The 18,062-nt window shown below is 44.8% G+C and carries 13 protein-coding genes; 1 reads left to right on the top strand and 12 read right to left on the bottom strand.

From position 1 onward, the window contains the following. Positions 1 to 64 precede the first annotated feature (64 nt). The 12 genes from I579_RS10420 to I579_RS10365 all read right to left on the bottom strand — a co-directional run bounded on the left by I579_RS10420 (position 65) and on the right by I579_RS10365 (position 16,725). Positions 65 to 1,030 carry a tagatose 1,6-diphosphate aldolase gene (locus I579_RS10420; protein WP_010753369.1) on the bottom strand — a complete coding sequence of 322 codons (966 nt, stop codon included), beginning with the start codon at positions 1,028 to 1,030 and terminating at the stop codon, positions 65 to 67. Between the two features lie 174 nt (positions 1,031 to 1,204). Then, the gene (locus I579_RS10415) at positions 1,205 to 5,554 is read right to left on the bottom strand and encodes a PolC-type DNA polymerase III (protein ID WP_010753368.1); all 4,350 of its coding nucleotides are present in this window, start codon (positions 5,552 to 5,554) and stop codon (positions 1,205 to 1,207) included. A 152-nt stretch (positions 5,555 to 5,706) separates the two neighbouring features. Continuing rightward, the gene (locus tag I579_RS10410) at positions 5,707 to 7,422 is read right to left on the bottom strand and encodes a proline--tRNA ligase (protein ID WP_010753367.1); all 1,716 of its coding nucleotides are present in this window, start codon (positions 7,420 to 7,422) and stop codon (positions 5,707 to 5,709) included. Positions 7,423 to 7,458: 36 nt separating this feature from the next. Continuing rightward, on the bottom strand, positions 7,459 to 8,730 hold the full coding sequence (rseP, locus tag I579_RS10405; RefSeq protein WP_010753366.1) for an RIP metalloprotease RseP: 1,272 nt from the start codon (positions 8,728 to 8,730) through the stop codon (positions 7,459 to 7,461). Positions 8,731 to 8,972: 242 nt separating this feature from the next. Beyond that, the gene (locus I579_RS10400; RefSeq protein WP_010753365.1) at positions 8,973 to 9,773 is read right to left on the bottom strand and encodes a phosphatidate cytidylyltransferase; all 801 of its coding nucleotides are present in this window, start codon (positions 9,771 to 9,773) and stop codon (positions 8,973 to 8,975) included. Beyond that, positions 9,770 to 10,570 carry an isoprenyl transferase gene (locus I579_RS10395; RefSeq protein ID WP_010753364.1) on the bottom strand — a complete coding sequence of 267 codons (801 nt, stop codon included), beginning with the start codon at positions 10,568 to 10,570 and terminating at the stop codon, positions 9,770 to 9,772. Before I579_RS10395 ends, I579_RS10400 begins: the two co-directional genes overlap by 4 nt. Positions 10,571 to 10,764: 194 nt before the next feature. Continuing rightward, positions 10,765 to 11,376 carry a bis(5'-nucleosyl)-tetraphosphatase (symmetrical) YqeK gene (yqeK, locus tag I579_RS10390; protein WP_010753363.1) on the bottom strand — a complete coding sequence of 204 codons (612 nt, stop codon included), beginning with the start codon at positions 11,374 to 11,376 and terminating at the stop codon, positions 10,765 to 10,767. Positions 11,377 to 11,646: 270 nt separating this feature from the next. Beyond that, complete coding sequence (frr, locus tag I579_RS10385; RefSeq protein ID WP_010753362.1) at positions 11,647 to 12,204, bottom strand: ribosome recycling factor; 558 nt, start codon at positions 12,202 to 12,204, stop codon at positions 11,647 to 11,649. 196 nt (positions 12,205 to 12,400) lie between these two features. Next, positions 12,401 to 13,123 carry a UMP kinase gene (gene pyrH, locus I579_RS10380; RefSeq protein ID WP_010753361.1) on the bottom strand — a complete coding sequence of 241 codons (723 nt, stop codon included), beginning with the start codon at positions 13,121 to 13,123 and terminating at the stop codon, positions 12,401 to 12,403. Positions 13,124 to 13,252: 129 nt separating this feature from the next. After that, on the bottom strand, positions 13,253 to 14,134 hold the full coding sequence (tsf, locus tag I579_RS10375) for a translation elongation factor Ts (RefSeq protein WP_010753360.1): 882 nt from the start codon (positions 14,132 to 14,134) through the stop codon (positions 13,253 to 13,255). 117 nt (positions 14,135 to 14,251) lie between these two features. Continuing rightward, a complete protein-coding gene (gene rpsB, locus I579_RS10370; RefSeq protein ID WP_010753359.1) occupies positions 14,252 to 15,052 on the bottom strand; it encodes a 30S ribosomal protein S2 in 801 nt (266 codons plus the stop codon). A gap of 491 nt (positions 15,053 to 15,543) precedes the next feature. Next, the gene (locus tag I579_RS10365) at positions 15,544 to 16,725 is read right to left on the bottom strand and encodes a hypothetical protein (protein WP_010753358.1); all 1,182 of its coding nucleotides are present in this window, start codon (positions 16,723 to 16,725) and stop codon (positions 15,544 to 15,546) included. A gap of 209 nt (positions 16,726 to 16,934) precedes the next feature. Here I579_RS10365 and I579_RS10360 point away from each other — a divergent pair, with 209 nt between their 5' ends. Beyond that, on the top strand, positions 16,935 to 17,231 hold the full coding sequence (locus I579_RS10360; protein WP_010753357.1) for a helix-turn-helix domain-containing protein: 297 nt from the start codon (positions 16,935 to 16,937) through the stop codon (positions 17,229 to 17,231). Positions 17,232 to 18,062 lie beyond the last annotated feature (831 nt).

The following is an 18,062-nucleotide window of genomic DNA, read 5'->3' as shown; positions in this document are numbered from 1 at the left end:
TAATGCCGGTACAAGTCAAAAAAAGCAGTCGTCCCCGATTTTGGGAACGACTGCTTTTTACTGTTTAAAATTGAATTGGGGTCGCATACACTTTCAAGATATCATTCAAGGCTTCAATGTCTGCCCGGCCTTGGCTGCGCATCCACTGGCGACAGGCTTCTTCCCCTTCTTTCACGTAAGGAGGCAATCCTTCTGCCCAAGTAGCCCGGCCACAAAGCACTCCACTAAAGCGTGCCCCGGCTTTACCGGCAAAGATCAAGGTCTCCCGGAACAACTCCGTGGACACTCCGGCGCTTAAGAAGATATAAGGCTTGTCCGTAATCTCCCCTTGTTCTTTGAAATAGGCTTGTGCTTCGGCCTTGGTATAAGCGACCTCCCCTTTGGCAAAACCTTCCACAAAGGCCATGTTCACCGGCACTTCCATCTTTAAGACATCGATGCCATAACGCTCTTTGGCAAATTCTTTCATCATGGTCAAAACTTTCCGTGGTTTTTTCTTGGCAAAGGCCAAATCATTTGTCGGTTGATTGCCATCGTAGGCGATTAATTCTACAAATAACGGAATCCCTTCCGCTTTACATTCCGCCCCAATACGTTCCACAAAAGCTTGTTTCTGGTCGTTAATTGCTTTATCTTCATCCACATCGTAATACAGCAAGAATTTCACCGCATCAGACCCTAGCTCTTTAATTCGTTTGGCAGACCAGTGATCCAAAAGGTCTGGGAAGCGTTGATCGCCGGAACCGTCGTAACCTGTTTTTTCATAGGATGTCAGCAACCCTGCTTCTGCATTCCGGGCCTTCCCGGCAGGAATCCCGTAATCCGGATCCAATAAAATAGCCGAGGCGTATTTTGTCAGCTCTTCAGAAGCAATTTTCTTAAAGTCTATTACTTCTTCGTCGGTCGCCGGTGCACCTTTGTCCTTTTCAATCATTTTCTTCAGTGATCCCCGCTGGTCAATGGCCAATGCGTTAATCACACCTTCTTTGTTGCATAAAGCTTGCAAATACGTTTTCTTTTCACGATCCATGAAAATAGCCTCCTTCGCTAAACTAATAACAACATCGCTTATCTTTAGAGTAACCATTTCCAGATTTTTTGACAACTTTGAACCCTTGAAAAAGCCCACTAATTAGCGATTCCCATAAAAAAAGCCGAAGCACAGCGCGTCTGCTGTGCTTCGGCTTTTCGTTTTTCAAATTGTTTAAAACATATCAAAAAGGGAAAGTTGGTTTTCATCAGGCAAGCCTTTCAAAACCCCATTTTCAGTCATGTAATCAATCAAGGTCTGGGAGACTTTCCCCCGTTTTGCCAAGTCCTCTTTGGACAAGAAAGGACCATCTTTGCGGGCTTCCACAATCTGTTTGGCCACGTTGTCCCCAAGACTCGGTACGGCTCTAAAGGGTGCAATCAAACGGTTGCCGTCGATTACAAAATTTACCGCATCGGATTTGTACAGGTCAATCATGCCAAATTCAAAGCCCCGTTCCAACATTTCATTGGCCAACTCCAATACTGTCAAAAGGTTCTTTTCTTTGGTGGAAGCGTCCATTCCTTTGTCGTTGATTTCTTTCATCCGTTCTTTAACGGCATCCTTCCCCCGAGACATGGCAATCAGATCAAAGTCTGTCGCTCGCACAGAGAAGTACGCACAGTAATACAAAATCGGATGATACACTTTGAAATACGCTACCCGCAAAGCCATAAGCACGTAGGCCGCCGCATGGGCTTTCGGGAACATGTACTTGATCTTGGAACAAGAATCGATATACCAGTCTGGCACGCTATTTTCTTTCATAGCGGCCAAGAAAGTATTCCGCTTCTCATCGTCGATTTTACTCCATTGCCCTTTCCGCACGGTTTCCATAATGGTAAAGGCCATCCCGGAGTCAAGCCCCGCATGCATCAGATAGACCATGATATCATCCCGACAACCGATTACTTCTGCCAGTGTGGCTTGTCCTTGACGAATGATTTCTTCCGCATTGCCTAACCACACGTCGGTCCCGTGGGACAATCCAGAAATCTGAAGCAGTTCAGCAAAGGTGGTAGGATGGGTTTCATTTAACATTCCTCGAACAAAGCGCGTCCCAAACTCGGGAATCCCCAAAGTCCCAGTATCCGAGCCAATCTGTTCGGGAGTCACCCCTAGTACTTCTGGGGACTCAAAAATCCGCATGACCTCAGGATCGTCTGTAGGAATCGTCTTCGGATCAATCCCGGATAAATCTTGTAACATCCGAATTACGGTGGGATCATCGTGTCCGAGAATATCGAGTTTCAAAATATTGTCATGAATGGAGTGGAAATCAAAGTGGGTCGTGCGCCATTCCGCATTCAAATCGTCTGCGGGATACTGAATCGGCGTAAAATCGTAAACATCCATATAGTCGGGGATAACGATAATCCCCCCTGGGTGCTGCCCGGTAGTTCGTTTAACCCCGGTGGCACCTTGGGCCAAACGATCGATTTCCGCTCCTCTTAGGCGCAAGTTGTGGTCCCGCTCGTAGCCCTTCACATAACCATAGGCGGTCTTGTCTGCCACGGTACCGATTGTCCCCGCCCGATACACGTAGTCTTCCCCAAAGAGGACCTTGGTGTAGTTATGGGCTTGTGGTTGGTATTCCCCAGAAAAGTTCAAATCAATATCGGGAACCTTATCCCCGTGGAATCCTAAGAAGGTTTCAAAGGGAATATCGTGACCGTCTTTTTTCAGCCGGGCCCCACATTTCGGACAGGCTTTTTCCGGCATATCAAAACCAGAACCATAGGAGCCATCCTCATAAAACTCGGAATACTGACATTCTGGACAATAGTAATGAGGCGCCAAGGGATTGACCTCGGTAATCCCAGTCATGGTGGCAACGAAACTCGACCCTACAGACCCCCGAGAACCAACCAAATAGCCATCTTCGTTACTCTTGTGCACCAGTTTTTGGGAAATCAAGTAAATCACGGAAAAGCCATTGCCGATGATAGAGTCCAACTCTTTCTTCAAGCGTTTTTCCACGATTTCCGGCAAAGGATCCCCGTAAAGTTCTCGAGCACGATTGTAAGACAAATCCGTGATTTCTTGTTCGGAACCAGGGATTTTCGGCGTGTAAAGTTTGTCTTTCACCGGAATAATCGTGTCACACATATCTACGATTTTATTGGGATTTTCCACTACGACTTCTTTGGCCAATTCAGGCCCTAAAAATTGGAAAGCCGTCAACATTTCATCCGTGGTCCGAAAATGCACATCTGGCAAGCTGTGACGATTCAAAGGATTCGCCCCACCCATGGAATTGACTAAGATTTTCCGGTAAACCCCATCTTCTTCGTTGAGATAGTGAACGTTCCCGGTAGCCACCACTGGCTTTCCTAGTTCTTTGCCAATGGTAATCAAGTTTTTAATAATTTCTTCTAGGTCGCTTTCGTCTTTCACCAGTTCTTGTTCAATCAAAGGCGCATAGACGGCTTTCGGCATGATTTCAATATAGTCGTAAAACTTCGCCAACTCCCGGGCAGCCTCTGCACCTTTTTGCATCATGGCCACGAAGACCTCCCCTTTGTCACAAGCCGTTCCCACTAATAAACCTTCTCGCAATTTGACTAATTCCGAGCGCGGAATCCGGGGTACGCCCCCGTGGTAGTACTTCACATTTCCAAGTGAAATCAACTTAAAGAGATTCTTCAGCCCGGCTTGCGTCTGGGCCATAATCGTCGCATGAAATGGTCGAGCCGCTTTATAGGAGTTTTCCCCGCCCACGTGACGGTTTAAATCGTCATGGTAAAACATTTCGTGATTTTCCATGGCTTCTTTAACAAAGATCCAGGCCAAATGTCCCGTGGCTTCTGAGTCATAAATCGCCCGGTGATGTTGTTCCAGACCTACGCCGAATTTCTTCGACAAGACTCCTAGACCGAACCGTTTAAACTGCGGGTACAAATATCGGGCCAATTCCAAAGTATCAATAACAGGGTTGACCGCTTCTGGTAAGTTCAAGCGCTTGTAAGTGGTATTGATAAAGCCCATATCAAAGGAAGCATTGTGGGCCACTAAGATCGAATCTTTGGCAAACTCCGTGAAGCGCTCCATGACTTCTCGTTCCGGTAAAGAGCCTCGCACCATTTCATCGGTGATACCGGTTAGTTCCACCGTGGTTTTAGAAAGAGGATGCCCAGGATCGATGAATTCATCGAAGGTTTCAATGACATTTCCCTTGTGCATCTTCACAGCAGCCAGTTCAATGATCGTATTGTAGACTGCAGACAGCCCGGTGGTTTCCACGTCAAAGACCACGTAGGTCGCATCCGTTAAGGAGATATGAGCCGGGTTGTAAGCGACTGGTACACCATCATCCACCACATTGGCTTCGACCCCATAGAGTATCTTGACTCCGTGCTTTTTCCCGGCACTATGGGCGTCAGGAAAGCCTTGGGCCCCACCGTGATCGGTGATAGCAATGGCTTTATGTCCCCATTTAGCCGCTTGAGCTACCAAATCCCCGATGGAGTTAGTAGCATCCATGGTACTCATATTGGAATGCAAATGCAGTTCCACCCGTTTTTCATCATCGGGAGCGTAGTCTTTCCTTGGGGGATGCTTGACTTCCACCAAGTCTTGGGCAAACATGACCAAATCTCGTTGGAAGGTATCTTCTTGGATGCTCCCTCGGACTTTTAACCACATGCCTTTGGTGATATTGTCAAAGATTTGCTCGTCTTTTTCCCCATTGGAGAATTTCTTCACGATAAAAGAAGATGTATAGTCGGTGATTTTCACCGTTAAAATCTTTCGCTTAGTGCGCAGTTCCCGAACTTCCACATCAAAGACATAGCCTTCAATGGTGACTCGTCGTTCTTCTTCAATGATATTGATCATTGGCAAGATGGCTTCTTCTGCCGGGATATTGCGCCCTAATTGCACAGGACCAGCCAAAACCGGTGCTGGTTTTTCCTTCTTCTGCTTTTCATGGGCAGCGATATTTTCCATGGCTTGTTGCATCATGACTTCCGCTTGTTCTGCTTTGCGCGCCGCCAGTTGTTCTTCTGCGGCTTTGCCTTGCTCCGCATCGTAGCGAGCTTCTAAGCGAAACTTAGGAAAGCCCATCTTCTGATAGCGGGCTTCCATTAAAGGAAAATAATTGTCCACAATATGGGGAATGATGGCTTCATTGGTAAAGGAAAGAACGACCTTTTTTCCATCCACCACAGGTAGTTGGTTCTTGATGGTCTGAGCCACGACTTTCGTATTACAGTCTTGATCAGACAAGACAAAAGGCCAGTAGTCTTGGAGCAATGCTTCGTCCAAAACCGTGGCTTCTGTCTGTATATTGATCTGAACTTGGGCGATTTCTTGAAAGGCCAAGCTCACCTTCTGCAACAAACTTTGATACAGTTCGATAGGTAAGATTTTTTGAAAGCCGAGGGTGAACTCCCAGATACGGGATTTTTTATGTACGATGACTTCTTCGATTCGGCCCTGGGCGGCTTCTAGTTCTTGTCGTTGGGCGTCATCTAGCCCCGCCTGTTCTAACAGGATTGCAAATTTTTGGGTTTTTTCTGACATTTTTCTGCCTCCTGAGTTTGATTCAGCATTCATTAGTATACCCTTTTTTCCTGGGACTTACATTAAGAACGTCCTGTTCATTTTCTCATTCTTAAAACGGGCGGTCAAAAAACCGACGACTGCTCTCGGCTTTTTGACCGCCCGCTATTTTTTTATGCCTCTTCTGCCGAGGTTAATAAAATCGGGATGGTATCCAATAATTCTTCCTTGCGAATCTCTAACATGGCGCCAGTACGTTTTAGTTTAACCTCTACGATATTTTCCATGGCTTTTTTGCCCACGGTGATTCGTAAAGGACAACCGATTAAGTCCGCGTCCGCAAACTTGACCCCGGCCCGCTCCCGGCGATCATCCACCAAGACCTCATAACCGTGACTGGTCAGACTCTCTTCTAATTCATCCGTAAGCTTGGTTTGGAAATCATCCTCCATGTTCATTTGAACAATATGCAGATCAAAAGGTGCGATGCTTCTAGGCCAACTGATGCCCTCCGCGTCTGCGTGTTGCTCCACAATTGTAGCCAACATGCGACTGACCCCAAGACCATAGCTCCCCATGGAAACTGGCACGTATTGGCCGGTTTCATCCAAAACCGTAGCATCAAAGATTTCGCTGTATTGAGTTCCTAATTTGAAAATATGCCCTAATTCGATACCTTTAACAAAGGCCAAGACCCCGTGACCATCCGGAGAAGGATCCCCTTCTAAGACGTAGCGCAAATCCCCATAAGCTTCTGGAGTAAAGTCACGACCAGAGTTGACATTCACTAGGTGATAGCCGGTTTCGTTAGCTCCGGCGATGGCATTATCCAGATCTTGTAAGGCTAAATCCGCATAGAGTTTGACTTCTTCCGGAACTCCAACCGGTCCTAAGAAACCAAATTCCGCTCCGAATAATTCAAGAGCTTCCTCTGGGGTTCCACTGCGTAACTGGGTAGCGTTTAAGAAGCGTTTGACCTTTAATTCATTCACCTCGTGGTCTCCTCGTAACAGGATCAACACCGGTGCCTCATCCGCCATGTAGAGACGACTTTTGATGATTTTCGTCTCAGCCACTTCAAAGAATGCCGCCACCTCAGGAATCCTCGTGGTCTTTGGGGTAGCTACTTTTGTCAGCTCTAAAAAGGACGCTTGAGCCATTTTTTTCGTATACAAGCTCGTGGCGATTTCCAAATTCGCCGCATAGTCGCTCTCCGTGGAGTAACACACCATGTCTTCACCAATTTCCGAAAACGCCACAAACTCCTTGGACTCTTTGCCCCCCATTAGCTCGTTGTCCCCGATAATGCTGCGAAAGTTCAAGCCACAAGTATTTAATATCCGCTCATAAGCCGCTTCATACCCCCGATAAGTTTCATTGAGGCTATCTTGGGTCAAATGAAACGAATACGCATCCTGCATTAAAAATTCTCTTGCTTGTAAAAGGCCATGGCGGGAACGTTTTTCGTCTCGAAATTTACTACGAATCTGAAACAGATTAATTGGCAAGCGCTTATAGGAATTGATTTCATCTGCGATTAGTTGAGTAAAGACCTCTTCATTGGTTGCTCCTAAAAGTTGCAAGCGCTCGTTGCGATCTTGTACGTGATACAACTGCTCCCCCCAAGAAGCCAAGCGCCCGGTTTGCTCCCATAAATCCCCCGGGAGCAAATGAGGCATGGCCATCTCTTGGGCGCCTAAAGCCTGTAGTTCCCGGCGAATAATGCGCTTGATTTTTTCCATCACCCGAAAAGCTAAAGGCAGGTAGGCGTAGACCCCAGAAGAAATCTGGCGAATAAAGCCTCCTCGCAAAAGCATTTGATGACTGATCACCTCGACATCCTGAGGCAACTCCCGCAGTGTGGGAATCAAAATCGTTGATTGTCTCATGGGTACCCTCTCTTCATCCAAAAATAAACCCGACACTTACTGAAAGAAAAAGCGTTGAATATCATTCCAAGTCACTAAAATCATTAGCAACATTAGTAACCCAAACCCGATTAAATTCAAAAGCCCCTCTTTTTCTACACTCAATGGTTTTTTCCGAATGGCTTCGACGATGTTTAGCACTAATTTACCTCCGTCTAAAGCCGGAAATGGAAACAGATTGATAATCCCTAGATTCATGGACAAAATCGCAATAAAGACCAAAACCGTCGTCGGTCCTTGTTGAGCCGCTTGGGAAGACATTTGGAAAATCGCCACCGGCCCACCGAGCTTGTCCAAGTTTGGTTTCATAATCAAGTCACCAAACGCTTTAAAAATCGTCAGTGAATTGGCCAAGGCTTGCTGTGCACCACCGACAACTTTATCCACGATGCCCGTCTTCATGGGCACTTGAATCCCGATACGTACGGTCTTCTGCCCATCTACGGTAGTAGTTTCTGGTGTGACTTCTGTCTTAAAAGTTTGCTGCCCCCGCTGCACTTCTAAGTCGAGCGTCTCATCTGGTTGTGCCAAAATCGCCCCGGTCAAATCTTCCCAACTGGAAATTTTTTCCCCATCAATGGAAAGAATCTTGTCCCCTTCTTTTAGCCCTGCTGCTTGAGCCGGACTATCATTCATCACCTGACCGATACCATTCGTATCCGTAACCGCCACGCCACCTTGCATAAACGCCACCAAGATAAAAACTAACACGGCTAAGATAAAATTATTCATGGGTCCAGCAAAGTTGGTCAGCATCCGTTGGGAGAGTTTCGCCGATTGAAATTGCACATCCACCGGCGCAATGCGGACTTCTGTGCCATCTTGTTCGATAATCGAGGCATCATGTAAGACTTCGTAGCGGAGCAACTCACTTTCATCGGCAGAAGTATAGCCTGCGATAAATAACTCTTTTTCCAAATCAAAAGACTCCACCATTAAGGGAATCCCATTAGCTAGTTGTACCTTTTTACTCGTATTAATCTTGCTGACTTTGCCGGTATCGTCTAAAACCAAAGTCACCGGCATCCCCCGGGTCAGTTCGGTTTCGTCTTCTCCTACCCCGGCCATACGCACGTAGCCGCCGATTGGCAATAAGCGCAAGGTATAGGCGGTACCATCTTTGCCTTGATGACCAAAGATTTTCGGTCCCATACCGATTGAAAATTCTCGCACTAAGATTCCCGCCCGGCGAGCAAAAAAGAAGTGGCCAAATTCATGGAAAATCACCACCACACTAAAAACGATGATAAATGTTAGTACACCTTTCATGGAGCTTCCTCACTTTCAACATTTTTTACAAAATGTCATCTTCGTAATAAAATCCTGCCCTCTTGCCACGACAGTGATTGATTCCCATCTATTTTAACACACCCCCTACCTTCTGAGTTCTCCTTGTAAAAAAAGTAAAAGGATTGTCACAGAAAAGCAAAAGAAACGATTGGAAATGAAGAAATTCTAAAAAAACAGCTCGCCGATTTTTTACGGCGAGCTGTTTGACTTGAATTACTTGTTTAAAAAATTCCCAACAGATGCATGATTGGAAAAACAAAGAGCATGCTGTCGAAGCGGTCCAGGATGCCCCCGTGGCCTGGTAAGATCGTGCCGGAGTCCTTCACATCAAAGTGACGTTTAATCGCTGACTCCACCAAATCGCCAAATTGTCCTACCACCGAGAAAATCACGGTAAATAGCAACAACACAGGTAGTGGGTAAACAAAGTCTTGTTTTCCTTGAAAGACTAACACGTAAGCCAAGGCTACTAGGACGCTACACAAGATGCCCCCTAAAGCCCCCTCAATGGTTTTATTAGGAGAAATTTCAGGCCATAGCTTGCGTTTGCCCAATTTGCGCCCAATCATATAGGCCCCGATGTCCGTTGCCCAGACGATAAACAAACCGAACAACAAGATAATCAAACTTTCACTTCGGGCATCGACGAATTCGCGGAACCCAATCCCCACATAAAGACTGACTAAGACCGGAAAGCCGGCTTCGTCCACCGTATACATGTTTTTTGATACAACCGAAGCACCTAACAGTAGCATCACCGTCAAATAAAAGAGCATGATGCTGTCAGTGTCCGCTGGCAAAAAGAAAAACCAACGTTCTTTGGGCAATACGAGAAAGACCGCCCCTAATGCAGACAAAATCCCTTCAAAACTGACGATGTTTAGGCCTTTCATGCGGAACATCTCATAAACCCCAACAATTGCCAAAAAGGCAGCGGTTAATTCTACGGCAATTCCTCCCACAATCAAAATGGGAATAAATAATGCCAATGCCACCACGGCAGTAATAACTCGTTGTCTCATTTTTGCTCCTCCTTCTTGCTTAACCCGCCAAACCGGCGATTGCGATTTTGATACGATGCAATGGCCATTTCGAGTAATTCCCCATTAAAATCAGGCCACAAAGCATCCGTAAAGAACAATTCACTGTAAGCAATCTGCCACAAAAGAAAATTGCTAATGCGCTCTTCGCCACTGGTGCGAATCACTAATTCTGGGTCCCGCAACTCATCAGGTAAAAAGCCGGTCATCAAGTGTTTGGACATCTGCTCTTCATTTAAAGAGTCCACTGAGGCCCCCGTGTCCAGCATTTCTTGTGCCATTGCTTGAGTTGCTGTAATGATTTCTGCTCGGCTACCGTAATTCAAAGCAAAGTTCAAAATCATCCCGGTATTGTCCTTCGTTTGAGCCACCGCATTTTTCACCGCTTCTTGCGTGTGGGCGGGTAGATATTCCGTATAGCCCATCACGTGAACTTGAACATTTTCAGCGATTAACTCTGGTACAAAGGTATCAAAGAAATCCACAGGCAACTGCATCAAAAAGTTGACTTCTTCTGTAGGTCGCTTCCAGTTTTCCGTAGAAAAAGCATACAAAGTCAAAACTTTAACGCCTAACTTTGAAGCGTGTTTGGTCACTTTTTTGACGGTTTCCATTCCTTCTTTGTGTCCAGCAATCCGTGGCAAGCGCCGGTTTTGCGCCCAACGACCATTGCCATCCATGATAATCGCAATGTGTTTAGGAATCGCTTTGGTCGCATCAAAGTCAAAGTCTGCTTCTTCTTGCACGTATTTATTTTTTTGTGGGAAAAGACGCCACATAGAAACTCCCTCATTTCCTTCCAGTAATTCGACAAAAACCATTATACCATTAAAATCCGGCAAAACTCAGCAAAATTCCCACGTACCCAGTGATTTTCCACGAGTTTTAGAGATTCTTTGAAAGTAGCAAAAAAACCTTGAACGTGGTGTCCAAGGTTTTTTTCAGAAAAGCAAAGCATCCACTTCACATTTTTTTATAAGTTCACCGTTACTTGGCTGCGAAGTTCTTTTAAAGCCTCCAAAGCCCAAGGATGAATGACTTGAATATCGTTGTTAAACAACCATTCCAAATACAGCAAGGAAGCCTGTAAAAGCTCTTTTCGTTTTAATAAATTGGTCAAATCATCATAGTAAGGAGGGATTGTCCCCCGGTCCCACCTGATTTTATCTGCTAAGAAAAGACAGTGATCCAAACTAGTAGCCCCGGCTTTTAAAGTCGTATGACAGCTGATCGCCGATAGGATTCCTGGATCGGTTACTTGAAAGACCTCTTTAGCCAAAATTGCCGACTGTTGCTGATGCAACAACATGGGCAAATGCCGTTCCGCTTTCAAAATCTCCAAATGATGCGCTTCATGAAAGGCCAAGCGTTCTTCATCGGGAATCACCACGGAAATATCATGGAGTAAGCCCGCCTGATAAGCCGCTGCTTCATCTAAGTCAAAGAAACGCGCCCACTTCGCACTTTCTTCGGCCACTGCTATCAAATGAGGAAAGGTTGCCTCCTGCCCTCGTGCTTGTAAATAGTCCAAAACTTGTCCTTCTAAGCCTTTGCCAATGTCACTAAAACGATGTGCCTCAATCATTTCCTTACCTCCATCATTTGCGATACCGAACTAGCGGAAGTGCTTTTTGATCCATAACTATTTTATTTCATTCCGTTGTAGAAAAGGTATCCTAATTATAACAGACTTCCCTTCGAAAAAGTTGTTTGGAAACGGATACAATTTAATCAAGCTTAAATACGATTATAAAAAATAACGTATTATAACAGTTAAGTCATTTCCACACTGTCACAGTAACAGAGATAAAAAAACAAAGTCGCCAATAAAAAAATTGGCGACTTTGAACTTTTTTTAAACTTCTAGCAATTCTTTTTCTTTGTCTGCTGCGATAGCATCCAATTGTTTGATGGCATCATCGGTCAATTGTTGGATGTCTTTTTCTGCACTGCGTAGATCGTCTTCTGTGATGTCCCCAGCTTTTTCTTGACGTTTGTAGCTGTCGATAGCATCCCGACGGATATTCCGAATGGCGATTTTAGAGTTTTCCGCTTCTTTCTTCACTTCTTTCGCCAATTCTTTCCGGCGTTCTTCCGTTAATTGAGGAATCACCAAGCGAATCACAGTACCGTCTGTTTGAGGGGTAATCCCAATATCACTAGTTTGGATCGCTTTTTCGATTTCTTTAATCGTAGATTTGTCAAATGGTGTAATCACCAAAAGTCGCGCTTCGGGAATCCCGATGGACGCCATTTGATTCACAGGAGTTGGTGCTCCGTAATAATTAACCATGACCCGATCTAAAATGCTCGCGTTGGCCCGTCCAGCCCGGATTTGGCCTAACTCCCGCTGCAACGCTTCCGCAGCTTTATTCATTTTTTCTTTGGTTTCTTGCATGACTACATCAGCCATTGTGTTTCCCCCTAACCATTTTTATAAAATAGATTTCATACTTTCAAAGTAGCTCTTGTAAAGAAAGCCTCACAAGATTACACCACTATTTTATTATAAGCGAAATGAGTTCCGATAGAAAGTCTAATCTCCCTTGGAACTAATAGCAAAAGAGAGTAGCGCAGATGGCTGGCTACTCCCTTGTCTTGCCAAAAAATTACTTGCCTTTTACTGTTGTCCCGATATTTTCACCCATGACCGCCCGGCGGATATTTCCAGCTTCATTTAAATTGAAGACTACCAATGGAATATCATTGTCCATGGAAAGTGAACTTGCTGTGGAGTCCATAACTTGCAAGCCTTTGGCAATCACGTCTAAGTGAGTCAAGGTTTCGAATTTCACCGCTTCATGATCGATTTTTGGATCGGCAGAGTAAACGCCATCTACGTTGTTTTTCGCCATTAAAATGACATCCGCATTGATTTCAGCGGCCCGTAAAGCAGCAGTCGTATCCGTGGAGAAATAAGGATTCCCAGTACCACCGGCAAAAATCACGATCCGGCCTTTTTCCAAGTGGCGTTCTGCCCGACGACGAATGTAAGGTTCCGCGATTTGACGCATTTCGATGGAGGTTTGCACCCGTGTTGGCACGCCTTCATTTTCCAAAGTATCTTGTAGGGCCAAGGCATTCATCACAGTTGCCAACATGCCCATGTAGTCTGCTTGCGCGCGTTCCATGCCCATTTGTGCACCGATTTGTCCCCGCCAAATATTGCCACCACCGACAACGATTGCGATTTCCACGCCTAGATCATGCACTTCTTTGATTTCTTTGACGATGTCTTTAATCGTTGGTGGCTTAATGCCAAAACCTTCATCCCCGGCAAGAGCTTCCCCGCTAAGTTTTAGTACGACACGTTGATATTTTGGTTTTTCCATGATGATTCCTCCGTATTTCTCCGCCTACTTGTAAAGACTGGTCAGACCAGCTCCTAAACGGCAGCGGCTCATTTTTGCAAAAAAAGGGAGCGCACTTTCATGCGTCCCCCCTTATTTAGTTGAATAGTCTTATTTTTTCACTTGGCTCATAACTTCTTCAACGAAATTATCTTCCCGTTTTTCGATGCCTTCGCCGACTTCGAAACGGACAAATGATCTCACAGTGCCGCCTTTAGAAGACACGTATTTTTCAACGGTCATGTCTGGATCTTTAACGAATGGTTGGTCAACCAAAGCAATTTCTGCTTTAAATTTGTTCAAACGACCAGCAACCATTTTTTCAACGATATTCGCTGGTTTGCCTTCGTTCAATGCTTGTTCAGTCAAGACTGCTTTTTCGTGTTCCAATTCCGCTTCAGGGATTTGGCTTTCGTTCACGTAACGAGGGTTGATTGCTGCAACGTGCATGGCAACGTCACGAGCAACAGATTCGTCCGTGATGCCATCGATAACTGTCAATACGGCAATCCGGCCGCCCATGTGCAAGTAGCCACCGAAAGCAGCGTTGTCGTCTTTTTCAACAACTTCAAAACGACGGAAGTTAATCCGTTCGCCGATTACTTGAGTTGCTTCGATTAACGTTTCTTCCATGCTACCTTTTGCCATTGGCAATTTCATAGCAGCTTCCATATCAGCAGGTTTGTTTTCTGCTACAACGTCAGCGATTTCTTTTACTAGGTCTTGGAACATTTCGTTTTTAGAAACGAAGTCAGTTTCAGAGTTCACTTCAACGATTGCTGCGACATTGCCTTTAACGGAAACGGCAGCCAAACCTTCCGCTGCAATCCGGTCATTTTTCTTAGCAGCTTTTGCCATACCTTTTTCCCGTAGCAAGTCAACGGCTTTGTCCATGTCGCCTTCTACTTCTACCAAAGCGCGTTTTGCATCCATCATGCCGACGCCAGTTGCGTCACGTAATTCTTTTACTAATTTTGCTGTTACTTCAGCCATTCCAAGTTCCTCCTTGTTCAATAAGCCCGTGGGCATTTTTTCACAAAAAAACTGCTTCAAAGGGAGTGCGGCTTTTGGCGCCCAGCCTTTGAAACAGCTCCTCATCCATTACGAATATTATTCAGCTGATTCTTCAGAAGCGTTGTCGCCTTCAACTACGTCAACGATTTCTTCAATTGAAGTTGTGTTTTCAGTGTTAGCTTCTGTTGCAAAATCTTCTTCAACCACTTGGTCTTCCCCTTGGTTGCCTTCGATAAATGCGTCAGCCATTTTAGAAGTAATCAATTTAACGGCGCGGATTGCATCGTCATTTGATGGGATTACTACGTCGATTTCATCTGGGTCACAGTTTGTATCAACCATCGCTACGATTGGGATGTTCAATTTTTGAGCTTCTTGAACTGCAATGCGTTCTTTACGAGGGTCAACGATGTACATTACATCTGGAATACGAGGCATGTCTGCGATACCGCCCAAGAATTTTTCAAGACGTTCCCGTTGCTTGTTCAAGCCGACAACTTCTTTTTTAGGCAATACTTCGAAAGTACCGTCTTCTTCCATTTTGTTGATTTGTTTCAAACGAGCAACACGTTTTTGGATGGTTTCCCAGTTAGTCAAAGTACCACCCAACCAACGATGGTTTACATAGTATTGACCAGCGCGAGTTGCTTCTTCTTTAATTGCGTCTTGTGCTTGTTTTTTAGTCCCAACGAACAAAGCAACGCCACCGTCTTCAGCGACAGCTTTCATGTAGTCATAGGCTGCATCAACCAATTTAACGGTTTTTTGCAAGTCGATGATGTAGATTCCGTTACGTTCTGTGAAGATGTATTTCTTCATTTTTGGGTTCCAGCGACGAGTTTGGTGACCAAAGTGTACGCCGGCTTCAAGCAATTGTTTCATAGAGATTACTGCCATTTTGTGTTTCCTCCAATTTGGTTTTTTCCCTCTTCTACTGATTATCCCTGTTGGGAACTGCAGGTTGCAGCACCGCCCAGCAAGTACCAGTAAAATGTGGTTTTTGTAGTGTAATGCTGTTATACCGCCATTTCTGACTGCATCAATCAGCACACTCAAAGTATTATACAGCAGCCCCGCTTACTTTGCAATAATTTTTACCGCTTGTTCTGTGGGCTACAGCAATTATAGAAATTTTGGCAGTATTTAGCAAGAAAATTCTTCAATTACCGCCTGTTTTTGATGCAAAATACTGTATTCTGGCAGTAATCTCTGTAAGATGTTGCATTTTTAAGTGTTATTTGTACTGGTATTACAGCATTTCATTATTTTCACTCTGGCAAAAAGTCAGGATGGCAGTAATTCATTTATGTAATAAAAGCCAGCGTCACTACTGACTTAACAGCAATAAACTCTGGCTTTCTTTGTATCTTCACTGGTTTATTCTTCTATTATACTTGTGGGAAGTGGGCAACGTTTAACGCATTAGCTTTGCAGTAGCTTCTGAAGGCACGCCATGCAGCAGGTTCTACTCTGTTTGGCAGGTATTGACTGTAATCTTGCAATGATTCCATGAAGTCAGCAGTTTCCAATGCCGTTAGCAGGTCAATGGCTAACACAGTGTAATAAGCTGAGGCCTTCTTACTACTCTTGCTGAAGATTTCCAACGTATCTGCAGGCAGTCCCATTCTGCACATACAATTAGCCAGCGTGTCCTTCAGCTTGCCCCCTGTTTCTTTCTGGTAGCCAATGACTTGCCACTTGCAGAGAACAAAAGTGCTGAAGCTGTCTGCAACTCTCTGGCCATTTTGCCATGTTTCCAATGCGTCCATCAAGGAAGCATCCAATACAGCATCTATTTCACCTGCTGCCAGTGGCTCATGCTCATAACATTGGAAAAGTGGGTCAGACAGATGCTCCTGCATGGACTTGCGCTCCTCTGCAAGCTCTCTGTGGTGCAGGATAGAGCTGAAGGCAGACAGTTGGCCTGATTGAAAAGCTGTGATTGCTTCTTCTAGCAGTTTATTGGAGTAAAATTCCCTGAATGACTCTCTGGCCTCCTGTAATTCTTGCTGATCCACTGAAATGCCTGCGGGACTACCTAAGAACTCTGTACTTTCCCACGCTAACAGTTTTGCAAGGCGTTGATGCAATGGACTACTCTTGCTATAGCAATCATACACAGCCATCACGCTTTTAATCTCTGCTTTAAATTGAAAAAGTTCATCTGCAGTCATGCGCCACTGCTTTTGCCACAGTTTAACAGCAGACTCTTTCAAGTGGTTAGCTGTCTTATAGATATGAATATCTGATAATGCACAGACCTTCATGGCCAGACAACGCTTAGCTGCTTCAGCTGTCTGGCTAACTGTTAACAGGAAGTGTGCAAGAAAGCCCACCTGACTTTCTGTATCATTGTAGCTTTTCAATGACTGAATGATGCTGTCATCTACAAAGGCACGTAGTTCCCCTCTGTCTAGCATAGACTCTGGCAGAATCTGGCGAAATGTTAGATAGGTAAGCTCATTGTAGCCTTGCAGATAGTCATATATTGCCCTAAATGTAAGTGTGCTGCCTGTCTGTTGGTACTCTACTACTAATTTTTCTGGTGTTTCTACTGCGGTTTTTGTCATGTGTTTCCCTCCTAGTGATTGTCAGTCAAAAGGGGAACTGCTATAATAATTCTTGTATTGACTACAAGTAGACAGTTCAACTATTGACTTCTGCTTGATTGCCAGAGCTGCAACTCTGGCTTTTGTTTGATAACAAACAGGAATTATTTAGTCCTGTCAAACAACACAAAGTATAGAGGAACTATTTAGTCCTGTCAAGAGGTGGAAAGATGTTTTTTGCAGATACACTGAAAAAACTCAGAAGCAAGCGTGGTATTACTCAGAAGGAGCTTGCTTTGACTTTGAATGTTTCAGAGAGAACAGTAAGAAAATATGAAGCTGGTGAAATGCAGCCCTCTACTGACAAATTGCTACAACTAGCAGACCTTTTCAGTGTTTCAGTGGATTACTTGCTGGGCAAACCTGTTACCACTGAAGCCCTGCAGAGTTATGTTGCTGATCTATCCCCAGCAGAGCTACAAGCATTGCAGGAGTTCATCAGTCAACAGTTGCAAGACAACCAGTAACAACAGCGCTACCCTCATTCCTACAGCATAACAATAAGCCAGAGTTCCCTTCTGTCATCTAACAGTTGGAGACTCTGGCTTTCTTTGTGTATCTGTGGCTCTCTACAGCTTCCAAACAGTCACTTACCTTCCTTGCTGTCTGAAATGCGCTTAAAATGCGCCTGTGTGCACCATTACAGGAGGTACAGCACTACTGCTAACCACTCTGGCAAATGCAATGCCTGACTCTGAAATTTACTATGTATTTATTTCTGGCATCCTGTTTATTTCCAGCAAGGCTTTAACTACTGTCAGGCCTCAGCATCAATTCTAGCAGCAAAAATGCCCTATAGCATAGAGGAAAAACTGGCTAGACTTCTGTTAGGTACTGTTATACCTGTATGCAGTACTGCTCTACTTTCTCCCCTGTGTGACTGTAACTGACAGCTAAGAATGAACAGCATGGATAAACAGAGATAGACTTCTAGGAGGGACTCTGGCTGACTGTAAGAGACTGTTAGGCTAAAGGCTGAACTTCAAAATTGGTGTGTACAGCAACTAACACTTTGGGGGCCAGCCAGAAAGCCCCCGCCTCCCCATGCCACGGTATCACTCTTTCAACAACAGAATGAACAGTAAGAGTCAGCAAAAGCCTTTGCAGTGAATAACAGAGTTGCTTTTGGCGACAGATGATTACTTTTGCATTTAATTGCATAAAGATTTGCTACAGATAAAAGATAATTATGTTAACTAACTTTAAATAAGTTTCAGCAAACACTTATAAACGCTGATGCAACAGTAATTACAAGCTGTTCAGCTACTGTTGATTACAGGTGCTTCTGTGTATATTCT

Source organism: Enterococcus asini ATCC 700915, assembly GCF_000407365.1.
Taxonomy (GTDB): Bacteria; Bacillota; Bacilli; order Lactobacillales; family Enterococcaceae; genus Enterococcus_C; species Enterococcus_C asini.
Note: the sequence above shows the minus strand (reverse complement) of the source record. Positions and strands in the feature narration are given on the sequence as shown.